At 42.4% G+C, this 17,480-nt stretch carries 13 protein-coding genes; 11 read left to right on the top strand and 2 right to left on the bottom strand.

Annotated features, from left to right (window positions below; genetic code table 11):
* The first annotated feature begins 64 nt into the window (after positions 1-64).
* From ACLTWA_RS14160 to ACLTWA_RS14210, 11 genes are all read left to right on the top strand, one after another.
* Positions 65-1,171 (top strand): AI-2E family transporter, encoded by a 1,107-nt coding sequence (locus ACLTWA_RS14160; protein ID WP_412328556.1) that lies wholly within the window; start codon positions 65-67, stop codon positions 1,169-1,171.
* 5 nt (positions 1,172-1,176) lie between these two features.
* A complete protein-coding gene (locus ACLTWA_RS14165; RefSeq protein WP_412328557.1) occupies positions 1,177-1,764 on the top strand; it encodes an HD domain-containing protein in 588 nt (195 codons plus the stop codon).
* Positions 1,739-2,824 (top strand): M20 metallopeptidase family protein, encoded by a 1,086-nt coding sequence (locus tag ACLTWA_RS14170; RefSeq protein ID WP_412328558.1) that lies wholly within the window; start codon positions 1,739-1,741, stop codon positions 2,822-2,824. The genes ACLTWA_RS14165 and ACLTWA_RS14170 overlap by 26 nt, the downstream gene beginning before the upstream one ends.
* Positions 2,825-3,199: 375 nt before the next feature.
* Complete coding sequence (gene proS, locus ACLTWA_RS14175; RefSeq protein WP_412328559.1) at positions 3,200-4,633, top strand: proline--tRNA ligase; 1,434 nt, start codon at positions 3,200-3,202, stop codon at positions 4,631-4,633.
* Between the two features lie 34 nt (positions 4,634-4,667).
* Positions 4,668-5,870: a CCA tRNA nucleotidyltransferase gene (locus tag ACLTWA_RS14180; protein WP_412328560.1), complete on the top strand. Its 1,203-nt coding sequence runs from the start codon at positions 4,668-4,670 to the stop codon at positions 5,868-5,870.
* Between the two features lie 106 nt (positions 5,871-5,976).
* Positions 5,977-6,954, top strand: coding sequence for a spore coat protein CotS (locus tag ACLTWA_RS14185; protein WP_412328561.1), 978 nt, complete (start codon positions 5,977-5,979; stop codon positions 6,952-6,954).
* A gap of 77 nt (positions 6,955-7,031) precedes the next feature.
* Positions 7,032-8,768 carry a phospho-sugar mutase gene (locus ACLTWA_RS14190; RefSeq protein WP_412328562.1) on the top strand — a complete coding sequence of 579 codons (1,737 nt, stop codon included), beginning with the start codon at positions 7,032-7,034 and terminating at the stop codon, positions 8,766-8,768.
* 269 nt (positions 8,769-9,037) lie between these two features.
* Positions 9,038-10,384: an extracellular solute-binding protein gene (locus ACLTWA_RS14195; protein ID WP_412328563.1), complete on the top strand. Its 1,347-nt coding sequence runs from the start codon at positions 9,038-9,040 to the stop codon at positions 10,382-10,384.
* A gap of 95 nt (positions 10,385-10,479) precedes the next feature.
* Positions 10,480-11,355, top strand: coding sequence for a carbohydrate ABC transporter permease (locus tag ACLTWA_RS14200; RefSeq protein WP_412328564.1), 876 nt, complete (start codon positions 10,480-10,482; stop codon positions 11,353-11,355).
* Positions 11,356-11,370: 15 nt separating this feature from the next.
* Entirely contained in the window at positions 11,371-12,201 is an 831-nt protein-coding gene (locus ACLTWA_RS14205) for a carbohydrate ABC transporter permease (RefSeq protein WP_412328565.1), read from the top strand.
* Positions 12,170-13,912, top strand: coding sequence for a glycoside hydrolase family 43 protein (locus ACLTWA_RS14210; RefSeq protein ID WP_412328566.1), 1,743 nt, complete (start codon positions 12,170-12,172; stop codon positions 13,910-13,912). The genes ACLTWA_RS14205 and ACLTWA_RS14210 overlap by 32 nt, the downstream gene beginning before the upstream one ends.
* A gap of 28 nt (positions 13,913-13,940) precedes the next feature.
* On the opposite strand, the gene ACLTWA_RS14215 is transcribed toward ACLTWA_RS14210, so the two are convergent.
* Together ACLTWA_RS14215 and ACLTWA_RS14220 are read right to left on the bottom strand one after the other, a co-directional pair.
* Positions 13,941-15,584, bottom strand: a complete 1,644-nt coding sequence (locus tag ACLTWA_RS14215) for a response regulator transcription factor (protein WP_412328567.1) — start codon at positions 15,582-15,584, stop codon at positions 13,941-13,943.
* Positions 15,574-17,388: a sensor histidine kinase gene (locus ACLTWA_RS14220; protein WP_412328568.1), complete on the bottom strand. Its 1,815-nt coding sequence runs from the start codon at positions 17,386-17,388 to the stop codon at positions 15,574-15,576. The genes ACLTWA_RS14215 and ACLTWA_RS14220 overlap by 11 nt, the downstream gene beginning before the upstream one ends.
* Positions 17,389-17,480 lie beyond the last annotated feature (92 nt).

Raw genomic sequence — 17,480 nt, forward strand, 5'->3', positions numbered from 1 at the left:
TTTATCCGGAACGCTCATAATAGGGAATGTACAAAAGAAGTACAAAACAGAAACAGGTGAGTCCATGGAGAAACCGAGCAGGAAACTGAAGAAAACATTATTGATTTTGGGAGTTACGGGGGCAGTATACTTGAGTTTTCGATATCTGCTGCCCCTGGTGATTCCCTTTTTGATTGCATACGTATTTGCTTTGTCTCTCCGCCCGTCAGCCCTTTGGATCGAAAGAAAGACCCGTTTCACGGTGAAGAAAAAGGTGATTTCTGTTCCTCTGGCTGTGATCGGCGGTGTAGAAATTATTCTTTTGATGGTTGTATTTGGAATCGCATTGTATTTCGGCGGACGAAAGCTGACCATGGAAGCCACACTGCTGTTCCAGAACCTGCCCCGGATCATGAGGGATTTAGAAAACTGGCTGATGGAAAACTGCACCTTTGCGGAAGAGTTTTTAAAGCTGCCTGACGGGTATATGCTTAAGGTGGTTAAAGAGATCCTTTCCGGAGGAGAAGCAGCGATTAAGAGCAGGGCCATGTCATTTTTAATGCTGAATTCCATGAGTATCATCAAATGGCTGGTACAGGTGACCGTTCTGACCGTTATTTTATTTATTGCTACTATATTAACTCTTCAGGAAATGGATGACATCCGTACCAGACGTGACAATTCCATGTTTTGTTATGAATATGCCATGCTTGGGAACCGGCTGATGACAGTAGGAAGTGCCTGGTTAAAAACCCAGGGAACCATTATGCTGTTTACCATGGGAATATGTTCGGCCGGACTGTTTTTTATGGGCAATCCCTATTTTATATTGCTGGGGATAGGAATCGGACTACTCGATGCACTTCCGATCTTTGGAACAGGAACGGTTCTGATTCCATGGGCGATTGCGGCGATGGTCAATAAAAACTGGGTCTACGGCATTGGTCTGATTATTATCTATATCATCTGCTACTTTTTGAGAGAAATAATGGAAGCAAAAATTATGGGAGGTAAGGTAGGACTTACTCCTTTAGAAACACTTGTTTCCATGTTCGTAGGTCTCCAGCTTTTTGGGCTTTTGGGATTTATCCTGGGTCCTATCGGCTTATTGATAATAGAAGATATTGTGGAGCTGTACGGTGGAACGTGCTATAATGGAAAAAAGGATACCCAAAAGGAAGAAAGGGGATAAGCACGTTGAATCCAAAAGAGTTAATTGAATTTTTAAAGATATTAGAAAAATTAAAATGCAATACCCGGCACAACTGGACGACAAGCAAAAGACAGGAAAGCGTGGCAGAACACAGCTGGAGACTGGCGGTTCTGGCCATGCTCATGGAGCCGGATTTTTCTGATCTGGATATGAACAAAGTGATACGTATGTGTCTCATTCATGACTGGGGCGAGGCGGTGACCGGAGATATTCCGGCTTTTGTAAAGACGGATAACGATGAAGCGGTAGAAGAGGAAGCAATCCGTTCTCTTTTAGAGAGGCTGCCGCAGTCTCTGAAAGCGCCGCTCTCGTCCCTGTTTGAAGAGATGTCTCTGTTACAGTCAAAAGAGGCCAGGCTTGTAAAGTCTTTGGACAAGATCGAAACTCTCATTCAGCATAACGAAGCAGGTACAGATACCTGGCTTCCTCTGGAATACGAATTAAACATGACCTATGGGAATGAGATATGCGAAAGCTTTCCTCAGACAAAGAAATTAAGGGATCAGGTGCGGGAAGACAGCAGACAGTTAATCATGGAGGAAAAAGGTGGAAACAGAACTTCGTACATATGAACAGATCCGGCAGCTGCGGAGCCGGCTCCATCAGAATCCGGAACAGTCAGGGTTTGAAACAAAGACGATGGAGATCTTAAAGGAATTTCTTAAGGCCAATACTTCTCTTAAAATCGTAGAACGAAAAGGCTGGTTTTATGCGGTGCATGAAGAAGCGGAGGCCGGAAAGAGGGTGGCTTTCCGGGCGGATATGGACGCGATTTTTGGAGAAGACGGAAAGCTGTTTCATGGCTGCGGACACGATGGGCACAGCGCAGTGCTGGCCGGACTTTGTCTGGAACTTGAGGGAAAGCGGCTTGGAAAACAGGTGTATTTTATCTTTCAGCCGGCGGAAGAGACCGGACAGGGAGGAGAAATGTGCAGCAGCCTTTTGACGGAAAAAAAGATTGATGAAGTCTATGCATTTCATAATCTTCCCGGCTACCCTCTGGGAACTGTGGTTCTTAAAAAAGGAACCTTTGCCTGTGCCTCAAAGGGAGTAGTTCTTACTTTTAAAGGAAGGCAGAGCCACGCCGCATATCCGGAGCAGGGAATAAATCCTGCATGGATTCTTGGGGAACTGATTGTAAAGATCCCGGAGTTACTGGCTTCTCCTGATTTTTCCGGTATGGTTCTGGCAACCATCATTGAGGTAAAGGCGGGAGACCAGTCCTTTGGCGTTTCCCCGGGAGACGGGAGGATTTCTCTTACCCTCCGGGCGGAAAAGCTGGAAGATTTAAACCGGTTTGAGGCTTCCCTTATATCTTTTGCAAAGAAAAGAGCTTCGGAGCAGTCTGTCGGGTTATCGGTATCTTTTACAGACGAATTCCCGGATACAGTCAATAAATCGGAGGTGATGGAACGGTGCAAAACCTGTCTTAGGGATCAGAATGTTCCATTCCTGGAGATATCCGGGCCCCTTCGCTGGTCTGAGGATTTTGGCTGGTATCTAAAGAAAGCAGACGGAATGTTCTTCGGCGTGGGAGCTGGAGAAGGTTGTCCGGGACTTCACACCAGAGATTATGAATTCCCCGATGAAGTGATAAGGACAGCTCTGGCTGCTATGAAAGCATTTCTGTAAAGAAAAGCCAGGCCCTCCTCTTGACAAACATTTGTAAATAACGTAAAATCAACCATACAATCTTTCCGTCAACAGAAAGAAGCAAGACGTTGAAGAGGACTAATAAGTGATGATGTATTCCAGAGAGAAGGCCCTATGCTGGAAGGCCTTTATACCCCTCATGACCCAACCTCCCTCGGAGTCCCGCAGCAAACTGCGGCGCAGATCCTGCGTTACCGGATTAAAAAGTGAGCCGTGGATATCCATTGGCTAAATTGGGTGGCACCGCCGAGCTGTTCGGTCCCTTTTCGGAGGGGACGGATGGCTCTTCTTTATGTTATCGGCGTCAGAGTCTGATAAGTGAGACTCTTATTATATGAAAAAAGGAGAATTGTCATGGCAAAGGACAAGAAATTAGTAGAAGCAATCACATCCATGGAGGTGGACTTCGCCCAGTGGTATACGGATGTAGTAAAAAAGGCAGAATTGATTGATTATTCCAGCGTTAAGGGCTGTATGGTCATCAAACCGGCAGGCTATGCCATCTGGGAAAATATTCAGAGTGAGCTGGACAGAAGATTTAAGGAAACAGGCGTTGAAAATGTGTATATGCCCATGTTCATTCCCGAAAGTCTTCTGGAGAGAGAAAAGGATCATGTAGAAGGGTTTGCACCGGAAGTTGCCTGGGTAACTCATGGAGGACTGGAACCGCTTCAGGAGCGGCTTTGCGTAAGACCTACTTCCGAGACCTTGTTCTGCGATTTCTATTCTAAGGAGATCCAGTCCTATCGTGACTTGCCTAAGCTATATAACCAGTGGTGTTCTGTGGTGCGCTGGGAAAAGACAACAAGACCATTTTTACGTTCCAGAGAATTCTTATGGCAGGAAGGCCATACTGCTCATGCCACCGCAGAGGAAGCCCAGGCGAGAACCGAGCAGATGCTCAATCTGTATGCAGATTTCTGTGAAGAAGTCCTTGCAATGCCTGTAATCAGAGGCAAGAAGACGGATAAGGAAAAATTTGCAGGTGCAGAGGCAACCTACACCATTGAGGCTCTGATGCATGACGGAAAAGCACTTCAGTCAGGAACCAGCCATAACTTTGGTGATGGATTTGCAAAGGCATTTGAAATCCAGTATTCTGATAAGGAGAATAAACTCCAGTATGTTCATCAGACCTCCTGGGGAATGACCACAAGATTAATTGGCGCCATTATTATGGTCCATGGAGATGATAACGGTCTGGTGCTTCCTCCAAGGATCGCGCCTACCCAGGTCATCATCGTTCCGGTCCAGCAGCAGAAGGAGGGGGTTCTTGAGAAAGCCTTTGAGCTTAAGACCGTTCTCTCCAATTTCCGGGTGAAGGTTGATGATAGTGACAAGAGCCCGGGCTGGAAGTTCAGTGAATCCGAGATGAGAGGAATTCCGGTCCGTGTGGAGATTGGACCGAGAGACCTTGCGGAGAATCAGGCAGTTTTAGTTCGCCGTGATACCCATGAAAAAATTACGGTTTCTTTAGACATACTGGCTGAAAAGGTGGAGCAGCTTCTTTCCGATATTCAGAAAGATATGTTTGAAAGAGCCAGATTACACCGGGATGAACATACCTATGAGGCAGTGGATATGGACACCTTTATAAAGACCGTGGAAGAAAAGCCGGGCTTTGTAAAGGCCATGTGGTGCGGCTGCCAGGAGTGTGAGGATAAGATCAAGGAGTTGACGGGAGCGACTTCCCGCTGTATGCCATTTAAACAGGAAAAGCTGGCAGATACCTGTATCTGCTGCGGAAAGCCTGCAGCAAAGATGGTCTACTGGGGCAGAGCTTATTAAAGATCAGACAGAACAGTCAAAAGGAGAAACAGTGATGAAGATACAGGTTCCGGAAGCAGCAGGAAGAATCATAGAACAACTCAATACTCATGGATTTGAAGCGTATGTGGTGGGCGGTTGTGTGAGGGACAGTCTGCTTTTCCGGACACCGGAGGACTGGGATATCACGACCTCTGCAAAGCCGGAGCAGGTAAAGGAAATTTTCTCCCGGACGGTGGATACGGGAATCCAGCATGGTACGGTTACTGTGCTTATGGATGGAGGAACTTATGAAGTGACGACCTACCGCATCGACGGGGAATACGAAGATGGGCGCCATCCAAAATCCGTAGAATTTACGGGGAATCTGACAGAAGATTTAAAACGCCGGGATTTTACCATCAATGCCATGGCCTACAGTGACAGAGAAGGGCTTGTGGATGCCTTTCATGGAAGGCAGGATCTGGAAGAGAAAATCATCCGCTGCGTGGGCAATGCAAAAGACCGGTTCATGGAAGATGCCCTGCGGATTCTCCGTGCCATCCGGTTCTCTGCCCAGCTTGGCTTTGAGATTGAAGAGGAGACAAAAATGGCCATTAGAGGCATTGCTCCCAACATGGCGAAAGTCAGCAAAGAGCGGATACAGGTGGAGCTTAATAAGCTTCTTCTTTCCGATCATCCCCAACGAATAAGGGCGGTGTATGATAACGGCATTGCTCCCTATATCTCAGAACATTTTCATGCAGCCGGCAGGAGAATGGGAGAGACCGGCACGTTAAAACTTCTTCCGGCACAAAAGCACATGCGCTGGTCCGGTTTTTTACGGTATGAAAAGCCGGAAGAGGCTGTTTTGATCCTTCGTGATTTAAAGATGGATAATGAGACCATCAGCCATGTAAAGACGCTTGTGACCCTGTGGAAACAGGAGATACCTGCAGATAAACCGGTGATCCGAAAGGTTATGAGCGGACTTTCCCCTGAACTTTTTAAAGATCTTTTATGTTTTAAAAAGGTATTCTGCCGGGAGTCCTGTCAGGAGACGCTAAAGCAGGTGGAGCGGTATGCGGAAGAAATCATAAAAGACGGAGACTGCATCCGGTTAAAGGATATGGCAGTATCCGGCCGGGAGCTGATAGAGGCAGGCAGAAAGCCGGGTCCTGGGATCGGGGCAGTTCTAGATGTTTTATTTGAAGAGGTTTTAAAAAATCCGGAGTGCAATAAAAGAGAGTATCTGATGAATCTGGCTGAAAAGTTATAAAAAGCGGGCCTTTGGCCCCTATAACTTTCAACCAGATTTTGCATATTTTTTCCTGCCCTTTCATACCCTAGAAGTAGCTGATGAGCTAAGAGTTGGAGGGGTGGTTGTGAACGAGAAATACACAGAGGTGCTTTCGCAGTATGAGCTTGAAGTTCTTAATGTAAAGCGCGGCCGGGGCGCCTGGTTGTGTGAGACAAATCAGGGTCTGAAACTGCTTCGGGAATATAAAGGAACTTTAAAGCGCCTGGAATTTGAAGATCAGGTATTTTCACAGATGGAAGAAGCCGGCCATATAAACGTGGATCGTTATGTCAGAAATAAAGAAGGAGAACTCCTCTCTGTCGCTGAGGACGGAATCCGTTGGATCGTAAAGAACTGGTATGCGGACAGGGAATGTAATTTAAAGGACAGCAAAGAGGTTCTCTGCGCCATTGAACGGATTGCTTATTTACATAAGATTCTCCGGGGCGTTGAATTTAAGGAGGAATGGAATTTAGGCTCTATTCTGGTGCAGCAGCCGGCAGAAGAGATGGAACGACACAACAAGGAACTGGTGCGCGCCCGTTCATTTATCCGCAATAAAAGAAAAAAATCTGAATTTGAACTCTGTGTAATGGGTAATTATGATACATTTTATGAACAGGCTATGGAGGCCTGTAAGGGAATGTCCAGCTTTTTAGAGACTCGTGAAAGCAAGGAAGAGTATCTCTGTCATGGAGATTTAAACCAGCACCATATTCTCATGTGCTCTCATGATGTGGCGATTGTGGAATTCAACCGTATGCATAAGGGCATGCAGATGGAGGATTTATATCATTTTATGCGTAAAGCCATGGAAAAGCATGATTGGAACTTAAAGCTTGGCATGGCAATGCTTGAAACCTATTCCAAGGTAATCTCTCTTTCGGATGCAGACAGAACCTGCCTTTACTATCTGTTTTTATATCCGGAGAAGTACTGGAAGCAGATTAATTTTTATTATAATGCCAATAAAGCATGGATTCCTTCCCGAAACATTGAAAAATTAAAGGATTTAGAGATCCAGGAGTCCGTCCGAAACACCTTTCTATCGAGAATAAAATAATGGAAATGCGCTTTTCTTTTGTTCTGTTTTGCTTTATAATAGCCATAACAGAAATGGAGAGAAAGGAGTAATTGGGGATGAAAGATTACAGGAGCATTTATGATGAATGGCTTTTGAATCCATATTTTGATGAAGAGACAAAGAAGGAACTTCGGGGGATTGCAGAGGATGACCAGGAAATAAAAGAGCGTTTTTATAAGGACCTGGAGTTTGGGACCGCCGGTTTAAGAGGCATCATCGGAGCCGGCATCAACCGGATGAATATCTATGTAGTAAGAAGAGCCACACAAGGGCTTGCAAATTATATTATAAAACAGGGCGGCGCTATGAAAGGCGTGGCCATTGCATATGACTCCAGGCACATGTCTCCGGAGTTCGCAGAGGAAGCTGCACTGACATTAGCTGCCAATGGCATCAAGGCATATAAATTCGAATCTCTGCGACCGACACCGGAGCTTTCTTTTGCCGTTAGGGAATTAGGCTGTATTGCAGGAATCAACATAACGGCCAGCCATAATCCTCCGGAATATAACGGATATAAAGTATACTGGGAGGATGGCGCCCAGTTTACCCCTCCTCATGACAAGGGAGTGACAAAGGAAGTTTTGGATATCACCGATCTTTCTGCAGTAAAGACCATGACCAGAGAAGAGGCACTGGCAGCAGGCAGGTATGAGATCATCGGAGCCGAGGTGGACGATAAATACATCGCCCATGTGAAGGCCCAGGTGGTGAACCAGGAAGCCATTGACCGCATGCAGGATGATATCAGGGTTGTCTATACACCTCTTCATGGTACGGGCAATCTTCCCGTAAGAAGAGCGCTTAAGGAAATCGGTTTTACTCATGTTTATGTAGTCCCGGAGCAGGAACTGCCGGATGGAGACTTTCCAACGGTCAGTTACCCCAATCCGGAAGCGGAAGAAGCCTTTGCCTTGGGCCTTGCTCTTGCAAAGGAACAGAATGCAGATCTGGTTCTGGCAACAGACCCGGATGCAGACCGCCTTGGAGTCTATGTAAAGGATGATAAATCCGGAGAATATATCCCCTTAACCGGTAATATGTCCGGCTCTCTTTTGTGCGAATACGTACTAAGCCAGAAAAAGGAGCGGGGAGCCATTCCGGCAGATGGACAGGTTATTAAGTCCATCGTAACCACCAATCTTGTGGATGCGGTAGCAAAGTCCTATGGTGCCGAACTGATTGAGGTGCTTACAGGATTTAAGTATATCGGCCAGCAGATTTTAAAGGAAGAGACTACCGGATACGGAACCTATCTCTTTGGTCTGGAAGAAAGCTACGGCTGTCTCATTGGAACTTATGCCCGTGATAAAGATGCCGTTTCGGCTTCCGTTGCATTATGTGAAGCCGCTGCTTATTATAAGACCAAAGGCATGACCTTATGGGATGCCATGATCGCCATGTATGAGAAATACGGTTATTATAAAGATGCAGTCATATCCATCGGGTTAAAAGGAATCGAAGGTCAGGCAAAGATCAAAGCGGTGATGGAAACCATGAGAAATCATACGCCAAAGACTGTTGGCGCATACCAGGTTCTTTCTGCCAGAGATTATAAGCTTGATATCATAAAAGATATGGTCACCGGAGAAACGAAACCTACAGGGCTTCCGCAGTCTGATGTGCTTTATTACGATTTATCTGACGATGCCTGGCTGTGCGTAAGACCGTCAGGAACAGAACCAAAGATTAAATTTTACTATGGCATCAAGGGTTCTTCTCTGGAGGAAGCAGATGAAATATCTGCTAAGCTGGGAGAGGCTGTGAAGGCTATGGTGGATCAGATATTATAGTATTAAAAATAGGGGCTGTCGTACGAATTAGTGCGACAGCCCCTTTGTCATGCAAAAGGTGAAAGTAATCATCTGCAGAAATTCGTTTTGCTCTCATAATTGCTAGTCTCCGTAATGGAGTAAAATCCAATCTTAAATTATTCATTTTCCAAAGAAGTAAAAAAAACATAAAAAATGTAAGTCTTATTCTATTTGAAACAATGAGATGGCAGGTTACAATAAGACTATGAGCAAATTGCTGTTAATAGCTTAATAAAGGAGAGAAAAAAATGAAAAAAAATTTGCTAAAAGTACTAAGTACATTGTTAGCAACAACCTTAGTCCTGGGGGCATTGGGCGGATGCGGAGGCAAAGCGGCAAGTAATGAAAATACAAGTGTGAATAAACAAGAGAAAAATGCAGCATCAACAGGTGTGAAAGAAGATGGAAAGCAAGTGACAATTACACTTTGGTCACAATTTTCAGATCCGAATTCCACAGATGGGAACTACGCAGCATTCTATCATGCACTAGAATCAATTAAAACGGATATGCCAGACATAAATGTTGTTCACGAAGGAACAGAGTCAGAATCTTATAAGGTAAAATTAAAAACGGCGATGGCAGGTAACGAGTTACCGGATGTATTCTTTAACTGGGGATCAGGAACGATGAAGCCCTTTGTAGATGCAGGATTAGTACTTTCTCTTGACGAGTATATGACAGACGACATCAAGAGCAGAATTCTTGGGGGAACACTTGATAACTTTACTTTTGATGGAAAAGTATATGGTTATCCGTACAGTGTAGCAGTTGCTTCTTTATATATCAATACGGAACTGTTTGAGCAGAATCATGTGAAAGTACCAGAAACCTACGATGAATTTCTTAACGCAGTCGATGCATTCAAGTCAGCAGGGGTCACACCAATCTCACTTGGTGAAAAGGATTTATGGCCGGGGCTTATGATATTTGGTATTCATGCAATTCGCATGGCAGGTGCAGATGCATTTAATGCAGCATTGACGGGAGAAGCATCCTATGATACTCCAGAGCTTGTAAAAGCAGCCAAACTTGTACAGGAATTGTCTGTGCGCGGTGGATTTGGCGAAAGTGCATTGGGAACTTCAGAGGATGATGCAGTTGCAGCATTCAAGCAGGGGAAGGCAGCTATGATGTTTATGGGAAGCTGGCTGAACGGAGATTGCGAAGCAGAAGATGCAGCAGTGAAAGGGAAAATCGATGTTATCAAATTTCCTGTCATTGAAGGCGGAAAGGGAAATTCGGAAGAATTCCATGGAGGTTCTGGTGAGACCTTTCTGGTGAGCAGTAATACAGAGCACCCAGTAGAGGCAGCAGCAGTCGCACAGTATATTTGTGAGAAGATGTCTAAGGATCAATATTTAGCAGGTTCCGGTATGCCAGCATGGGAGGCTGATATGGGAGAGGCAGCAGTAAACCGCTTATCTTCAGAGATCGCAAATCTTACAAAGGATGCAACGGGATATGTATACTGGCTAGATTCCGTAACTGGGGGATCCAAAGCAGATACTTTAATGGATGAAATTTCTAAATTAATTGCTAATACAGAAACGCCAGAGGAATTTTGTAAAAATTTACAGAAAATGAATGAGTAATTGTATAAACATAGGCTTAAGGGATGCATCAACGGAATGGTTGGTGCATCACAACCTGGCTATCATCAATTCAACTGGTAATAGGAGAAAATTTTATGGATAGAATATTAAAAAATAAAAAAGCGTATTGTATATTCGTAATACCGGCATTTTTGATTTATTTTATTATGGCATTTGTTCCTATCATCATATCTGGTTATTATAGTACGTTGAATTGGGATGGAATAGGAGAAAAGGTATTTGTAGGAATTCAGAATTACATGAAAATGATACAAGAACCGAATTTTTTGATTTCGGTTCTAAATTCTCTGATCTTGGCAGTTGCATCTGTGGTAGGACAGCTGATTCCGGCTTTGTTTTTTGCAATTGTTCTTTCAAGAAATTTAAAAGGAGAGGGCATCTACAAAACAATTTTCTTTATTCCGGTATTGCTGTCTACCGTAGTAATCGGACAGTTGTTCCTGAAAATATATAATGCAGATTATGGTGCTTTAAATGCGCTTTTACAGATGTTTGGAATCCAGCCACAAGACTGGCTTGGTAATACCAAAATTTCGCTTATAGCAGCATTTTTCCCAATTATATGGCAATATATTGGTTATCATATGCTGATTTTATATACGGGAATCAAGGGAGTCCCCTCAGATATCTATGAAGCGGCACAAATTGATGGAGCCAATGAGCAGCAAATCGCATTTAGAATTACAATACCTCTTATTTTGAATACCATAAAAGTAAGTGTAACATTTGCAGTTATCGGTTCCTTGAAATTATTTGACTTGATTTGGGTATTAACAAAAGGGGGACCGCTTCATTCGACGGAAGTACCAAGCACATTGATGTATACAACAATATTTACAAGAATGGAATATGGGAGTGGCTGTGCAATAGCAATCTTTATTGTGCTTGAGTGTTTCTTGTTCTACTTCTTGATCGAGAAGTTCTTTTCAGCCGTTAATATTTCATACTAAATGAAGGGGGAGCCGATGAAAAAGATTAAAAAATATAAATGCATTTTACATATATTTTTAATTGCATTTGCAATGATACAGCTATATCCGTTAGTCTTTCTATTTTTCTTTTCGTTAAAAGATAACAAAGAAATCTATGGTGGAAATATTATGGGATTTCCGGAAAAATACCATTGGTCAAACTATGCAAACGCTTTATTTCATGCAAATGTGGGCCGGTATCTTTTAAACAGTATTTTTGTAACTGTTATTGTAATCATTGTCTCTGGCATACTTGCATGTATGGTATCCTATGCGATTGCACGTATGACATTAAAAATTAACTATTTTATCAAAACCTTTTTCTCTCTTGGTCTGATGATTCCGCTTCATGCTGTGCTGCTTCCAGTATTCATCATGCTGAAAAAGTTAAAGATGCTCGATTCTTATCAGGCATTGATTGTTCCATACATCGCTTTTGCGATGCCAATGGCAATTTTCTTTATGATCGGATTTTTTCAAACGATTCCAAAGGAAATGGAAGAATCGGCTTATCTCGATGGATGTGGAATCTATCAAACATTTTTCAGGATAATGCTGCCGCTTGTTAAGCCTGCAATTTCAACAATATCAATCTTTACATTTCTTTCTACATGGAATGAAATGATGTTTGCAATTACGTTCACCAATTCTGATAAATATCGTACGCTGACTGTTGGTATTATGCAAATGGTTGGAAAGTATACGACTGATTGGGGAACAATGGGGGCTGGACTTGTTATTGCAACGGCACCGACTATAGTCTTTTATCTGATTTTTAGCAAGCAGATACAGAGTGGAATGGTATCTGGTGCTGTTAAAGGTTAAAGGTTATGATCTGGCAGAGAAGCGGATTGGGAACATCCGCTTTGGCTTTAAGAAAAGGGGGATACATAGAATGAAGATTAAAAATCCGATTTTAAAAGGATTTAATCCGGACCCAAGCATCATACGGGTAGAAGACACTTACTATATTGCAACCTCCACCTTTGAGTGGTGGCCGGGGGTTCAGATTCATAAATCAAATAATCTGATACAATGGGAGCTGATTACGCACCCACTAAATGAGAAGCGTCTTTTAGATATGACTGGTAATCCGGATTCAGGGGGAATCTGGGCACCGGATCTGTCATGGAATAATGGAAAGTTCTATCTTGTCTACACGGATGTGAAGGTGACTGACGGTTCGTTTAAGGATTGTACCAATTATCTGATTACCGCTGAGGATATTATGGGGCCTTGGAGTGATCCGATTGTACTGAATACGGCAGGATTTGATGCTTCCTTATTCCATGATACCGATGGAAAAAAATATCTGGTCAACCAGTATTGGGATCCGAGGAGCTTTCATCATCCGTTCTATGGGATAATGTGTACGGAGTATTCGGAAGAAAAGCAGGCTTTGGTTGGAAAGCCATGGGTAATCTACCGGGGAACTGTAGAAAAATTTACAGAAGGACCGCATTTGTACAAAATAAATGGCTTTTATTATCTTTTCGTGGCACAGGGAGGTACGGTATACGCACATCAGGAACGTGTTGCCCGGGCAGTTTCCCTGAAGGGAGAGGAGTTTGAGACACAGCCAGGAGAAGCCTTTTTAACGACAGTCAATGCACCATTGCATCCGATCCAGAAGGCGGGGCACGGTTCACTTGTTTGTACACCGGAAGGAGAATGGTATTTTGCACATCTGATGGGGCGGCCGATACATCACAGCTATGAATCTTTGGTAGACCCGAGAGGCTGGTGTCCGTTAGGCCGGGAGACAGCAATTCAGAAAGTTATTTGGGATGATGGCGGCTGGCCGCACATTGTAGGAGGCCAGAATGGACTCGTTGAAGTAGATCCACCAAAAAATGTAGTAGAACCGGAAGAATTACAGAATGTGCAACAAAAGGATAATTTTGATGATCCGGTGTTGAATATTAATTTTCAAAATCTAAGGATACCATTACAAGAAGATGTCGTATCATTAAAAGACAGGCCCGGACATCTGCGGCTGTATGGGCATCAGTCACTGGCCTCTGCCTTTAAGCAGGCACATATTGCAAGGAGATGGCAGGATTTTTACTTTGACGCAGAGGTGAAAATGGCATACGAACCATGCAGCATCCAGCAGTTTGCAGGGCTGACCTGTTACTACAATACACAGAACTGGTCGTGTATTCAAATGACATGGAATGAACAGTACGGACGAGTGATAGATGTCGTCTGTACTGATCTTGGCAAGACCATAAGTGTCTTTCAGGAGCACCCGATACCAGTTAAAGACGATATAGAATATGTATATTTCAAGGTAGAAGTCCGTGAGATTTCCTATCAGTATTTCTATTCATTTGATGGAAATAACTGGAATGCAGTTCCATATCAGTTTGATTCAACTAAATTGTCGGATGAGTACATTAAGGCAGTATATGATGCCGCGTTTACAGGAGCGTTTGTGGGTATGATGAGCGTAGATGGACTGGGAACCAAGCTTCCGGCAGATTTTGATTATTTCAGTTATACGGCGCTAGACTTTTCAACTGATAAAATTTGATATTCTTATAATTAAAAAAGTTCTCTTTTTATATCCCCTTTTTATAATCTCGCACTGATTTACCAGTGTACTTCTTAAAACAACTGCTAAAGTAGTAGGCATCTGGTATGCCTACTGCTTCTGCTATCTGATAAACCTTTAAGTCTGTCTGGTCAATAAGCTGCAATGCATGTTCCATTCGCAGACGGTTTAAATATTTAGAAAAGGTAAATCCCAATTCCTGTTTAAAAACACGGCTTAAGTAGCTGGTATTCATATAAAATTTTTCTGCAATACTGTTTAGGGAAAGCTCCGGGTTTGCCATTTCCTTCTGGACATACTGCAAGACCTCCCAGAGAATCGTCTTACACTTGTTGGATCGATAGGTCGTAATTGCAGCTGACAGCTTATTTAGGTATACGCAGGTTCGATGACAGAGGTTTTCACTTATTGTCTCCGACAGAATCGACTGGAAAGAATCTTTTTCATGTTCAAATAGGTTATGGACTGGTATGCCTGCCTCATTTACTGCATTTATACCGGCAGATAACAAAGTAAGTGAGAGTAGACGCGTATGATCAATGTCTGCCAGGCCTGCATTTGTATCATAATAAAGACTGTGCAGCAAGTCATTCAGCTGATCATTAAGCCCTGCCTTTATGAAGAATTTCACATCATCTACATAGTCTGGCAGGAATGAGATAGTGGTAGTGACCACAGGACCCGTTGATTTGTAGACAGCAGCGGAATGACTGAGTGCGTAATGATTGAATTTTAAATCCTCAAGGCTTTCCTGGCAGGAGCGTGTCATTTGATGAATGTCATTGTAAGCATTCCCGATGCCAAAATATAAGTCAAGCCCTGACAACTGATGGATCGTCTGCTGAAGTTGTTCACAGATTGTATTGAGGATGACTTTTTCCGAATAAGAAAATAAAATCATGTGATGGTTATGATTAACTGTAACCTCTATATCTGAATAAGCCGATAAAAAGTTCTTTAAAAATTCCAGATATTTCATATCCTGTACAAGATGTTCTTCTTCTGTATAATCAAGCAAAGTGGAGGAGAGGATTTCGATTCGTGCAATCTGAATAAAGTTCGGAATGGGCCTTGGATAATAGTAGTAGGAGAGCTGTTTTTTTGAAACCGAGTTGCTGTTGTCCAAAAGCTCTAATAAAAATTTATCACGCAAAATGGAATGATTTTCTTTAAGGATACTTTTGAGGGAATCGAACTCGAGCAATTGGTCGCGTTCTTCCTGAATTTGCTTTTGCAGTTCTTCAAGGACAATTATTAAGTCGTTGTGGTTGATCGGCTTTAATAAAAAGTTTGAAATACCGATACGGATGCTTTTTTGCGCGTAATTGAATTCCCGGTAGGCAGTCAGAATGACAATTTTTATATAGGGAGATTTCTTTAGAACAAGCTTACTGAGTTCAAGTCCGTCCATATAAGGCATCTGGATGTCAGTAAATAAAATATCCGGAATATCCTCCTCGATTAATTCAAGCGCTTCCAGCGCAGAAGAGGCTTCGCCAATGATTTGTATTGGCATGCTTATTTGGTTCATGATGTCAATCAGATGTTTGCGGGCAAGCTTTTCATCCTCTACAACCATAATTTTTAGTGTATTAATATTTTTGTTAGAAGCTGAATCGTTTAAATTATTTGTCACATTGTTATGATTCATTCTCTGTTAAATCCTCCGTTGCACTCAGTGGTAGTGAAAATATAATTTCTGTTCCCTGATTGGGGGCGCTGATAATTTTGTAAACAGTATCACTTTCATAAAAAATCTGCAGACGTTCTACGGTCTTTCTCAGACCAAAGCTTTTTTTGTTGTTATCGATATTGGATTTGAGAACAGATTGAAGTTTTGTTTCATTCATACCGATGCCATCATCAAAAATGTGGAGCATCAGGTGCTCCGCTTTAATATATGCTCTTATCCTTATAATTCCATAGCCGCCAGTCGGCAGTATCCCATGGTAAAGAGAATTTTCTACAAGCGGCTGTATGACAAGCTTGGGAATCTGTAGTGATAGTGCATTCTCTTCAACCTCATAGATATCCTCAAAGATATCTTGAAAACGCATCTTCTGAAGCTTTAAATAATTCTGGACAATATGAATCTCGGTCTTGAGCGGAATAAACTCGCTTCCCTTACTGAGACTTTCCCGGTAATATTCAGAAAGCGAAATAATGAGGTCATATGCCGTATTATTTTGATTTGATTTTATCAGATAGGCAATGCCATTTAAGCTGTTGTATAAAAAATGCGGTTTGATTTGTTCTTGCATGATATTCAGCTCAAATTTGCGTAGTAGCTTTTGTTCTTTGATTTTGGCTTCAAGCAGAGAATGTATCTGAGAGATCATTTCGTTATAGGATTGTTGGAGGCTTCCGATTTCATCATTATATTTTGTAAGATGGACAGGTTTTAATTTCCCCTGTTCGGTACGCTTCATTGCAAGGTTGAGATTGTAAACAGGTTTTGTAATAAAGTGTTTTGTTGTAAATGCAATCAAAAGAAAAGCGATCATGCAGGACAACATGGTAAAGAAAAAAATAAGCAGGAATGGTATGTATTCTTTGAAGTAGCTTGTATAGCGTGTTGCGCTGAAATAGTACCAGTCGAGGGAAGCGTTGTAGTGTTTAAGTATCAGATATCGTTTTCCGTCAAGCAAAAGTGACTGGTAAGCTGGTATCTCACCAGGCAAAGCCGTAGAAAAGTGTGAGCGCAGTATGTCATCAGAAAAATTCAGAATCATATAATTCGATGACATGACACAGATATCAGAGTAATTTTCTTTTGTGCTTTTGGAAAATGTGAAGAGAGAGGATAACGGGATATTAATAATCATATAACCGACTGGTTTTGCACTTTCCGTATTATTAATAAGGCGTATCATTGACAGATATCGTTCTCCGTCTGAAAAATCAAGGCAATTATCGGCATTAACTGTATAGAGAGGAGAACCATGCAGAGACTTTACCTTTTCATACCAGTTCGTTTCACACGGATAAGTCATATTCATCTTCGGGAGATTATAGCGGGCGGCAGCTTCATAATGTCCGTTTTCGCTAATGAAGAAGATAGAAGTCGCAAGCGGCATGGACTCGAGTGCAAGATAAAGTGTGGTGCGCAGCTGCTTGTTCATAAGGGCACTATAATCCGTTTGGCTGCCTTCACTCGTATAGTTCTGTATAACGGAATTTCCCATTGTATATCCGGATATCTTAGATATCGAATGTAAGGAGGTATCTACATTCTGGTAAATAGCATCCAGATTCTGCATTGCAAGAGCAGTAATTGTGTTTTGGGCTGTGTAGTTATAAAAAATATGAAGAATAATAATATTACAGAGCATAAAAAAACTAATGATAAAAATATAGAGAATATTGAACTTGGAAGCAAGATTGCGATTGCCGAATGAATCCTTAAAATGTCTGATATAAAGGTCTGGTTTTCGTAATAAAGATTTTTTCTTCATAGACATGTCCTCCGCACTTCTGAAGAAATTGAAGTTATCTCATTAATAATATACATCTTAAATCCAGCCAATACAAGAATTTTTGATATTTT

Origin of the sequence: Lacrimispora sp., assembly GCF_046972725.1 — a bacterium.
Lineage (GTDB): Bacteria > Bacillota > Clostridia > Lachnospirales > Lachnospiraceae > Lacrimispora.

What these genes read in the sequence shown, in the direction of transcription:
- ACLTWA_RS14160 (WP_412328556.1), top strand. Translation starts at nt 65, where the DNA reads ATGGAGAAACCGAGCAGGAAACTGAAGAAAACATTATTGATTTTGGGA.
- proS (WP_412328559.1), top strand. Translation starts at nt 3,200, where the DNA reads ATGGCAAAGGACAAGAAATTAGTAGAAGCAATCACATCCATGGAGGTG.
- ACLTWA_RS14180 (WP_412328560.1), top strand. Translation starts at nt 4,668, where the DNA reads ATGAAGATACAGGTTCCGGAAGCAGCAGGAAGAATCATAGAACAACTC.
- ACLTWA_RS14190 (WP_412328562.1), top strand. Translation starts at nt 7,032, where the DNA reads ATGAAAGATTACAGGAGCATTTATGATGAATGGCTTTTGAATCCATAT.
- ACLTWA_RS14195 (WP_412328563.1), top strand. Translation starts at nt 9,038, where the DNA reads ATGAAAAAAAATTTGCTAAAAGTACTAAGTACATTGTTAGCAACAACC.
- ACLTWA_RS14200 (WP_412328564.1), top strand. Translation starts at nt 10,480, where the DNA reads ATGGATAGAATATTAAAAAATAAAAAAGCGTATTGTATATTCGTAATA.
- ACLTWA_RS14205 (WP_412328565.1), top strand. Translation starts at nt 11,371, where the DNA reads ATGAAAAAGATTAAAAAATATAAATGCATTTTACATATATTTTTAATT.
- ACLTWA_RS14215 (WP_412328567.1), bottom strand. Translation starts at nt 15,584, where the DNA reads ATGAATCATAACAATGTGACAAATAATTTAAACGATTCAGCTTCTAAC.
- ACLTWA_RS14220 (WP_412328568.1), bottom strand. Translation starts at nt 17,388, where the DNA reads ATGAAGAAAAAATCTTTATTACGAAAACCAGACCTTTATATCAGACAT.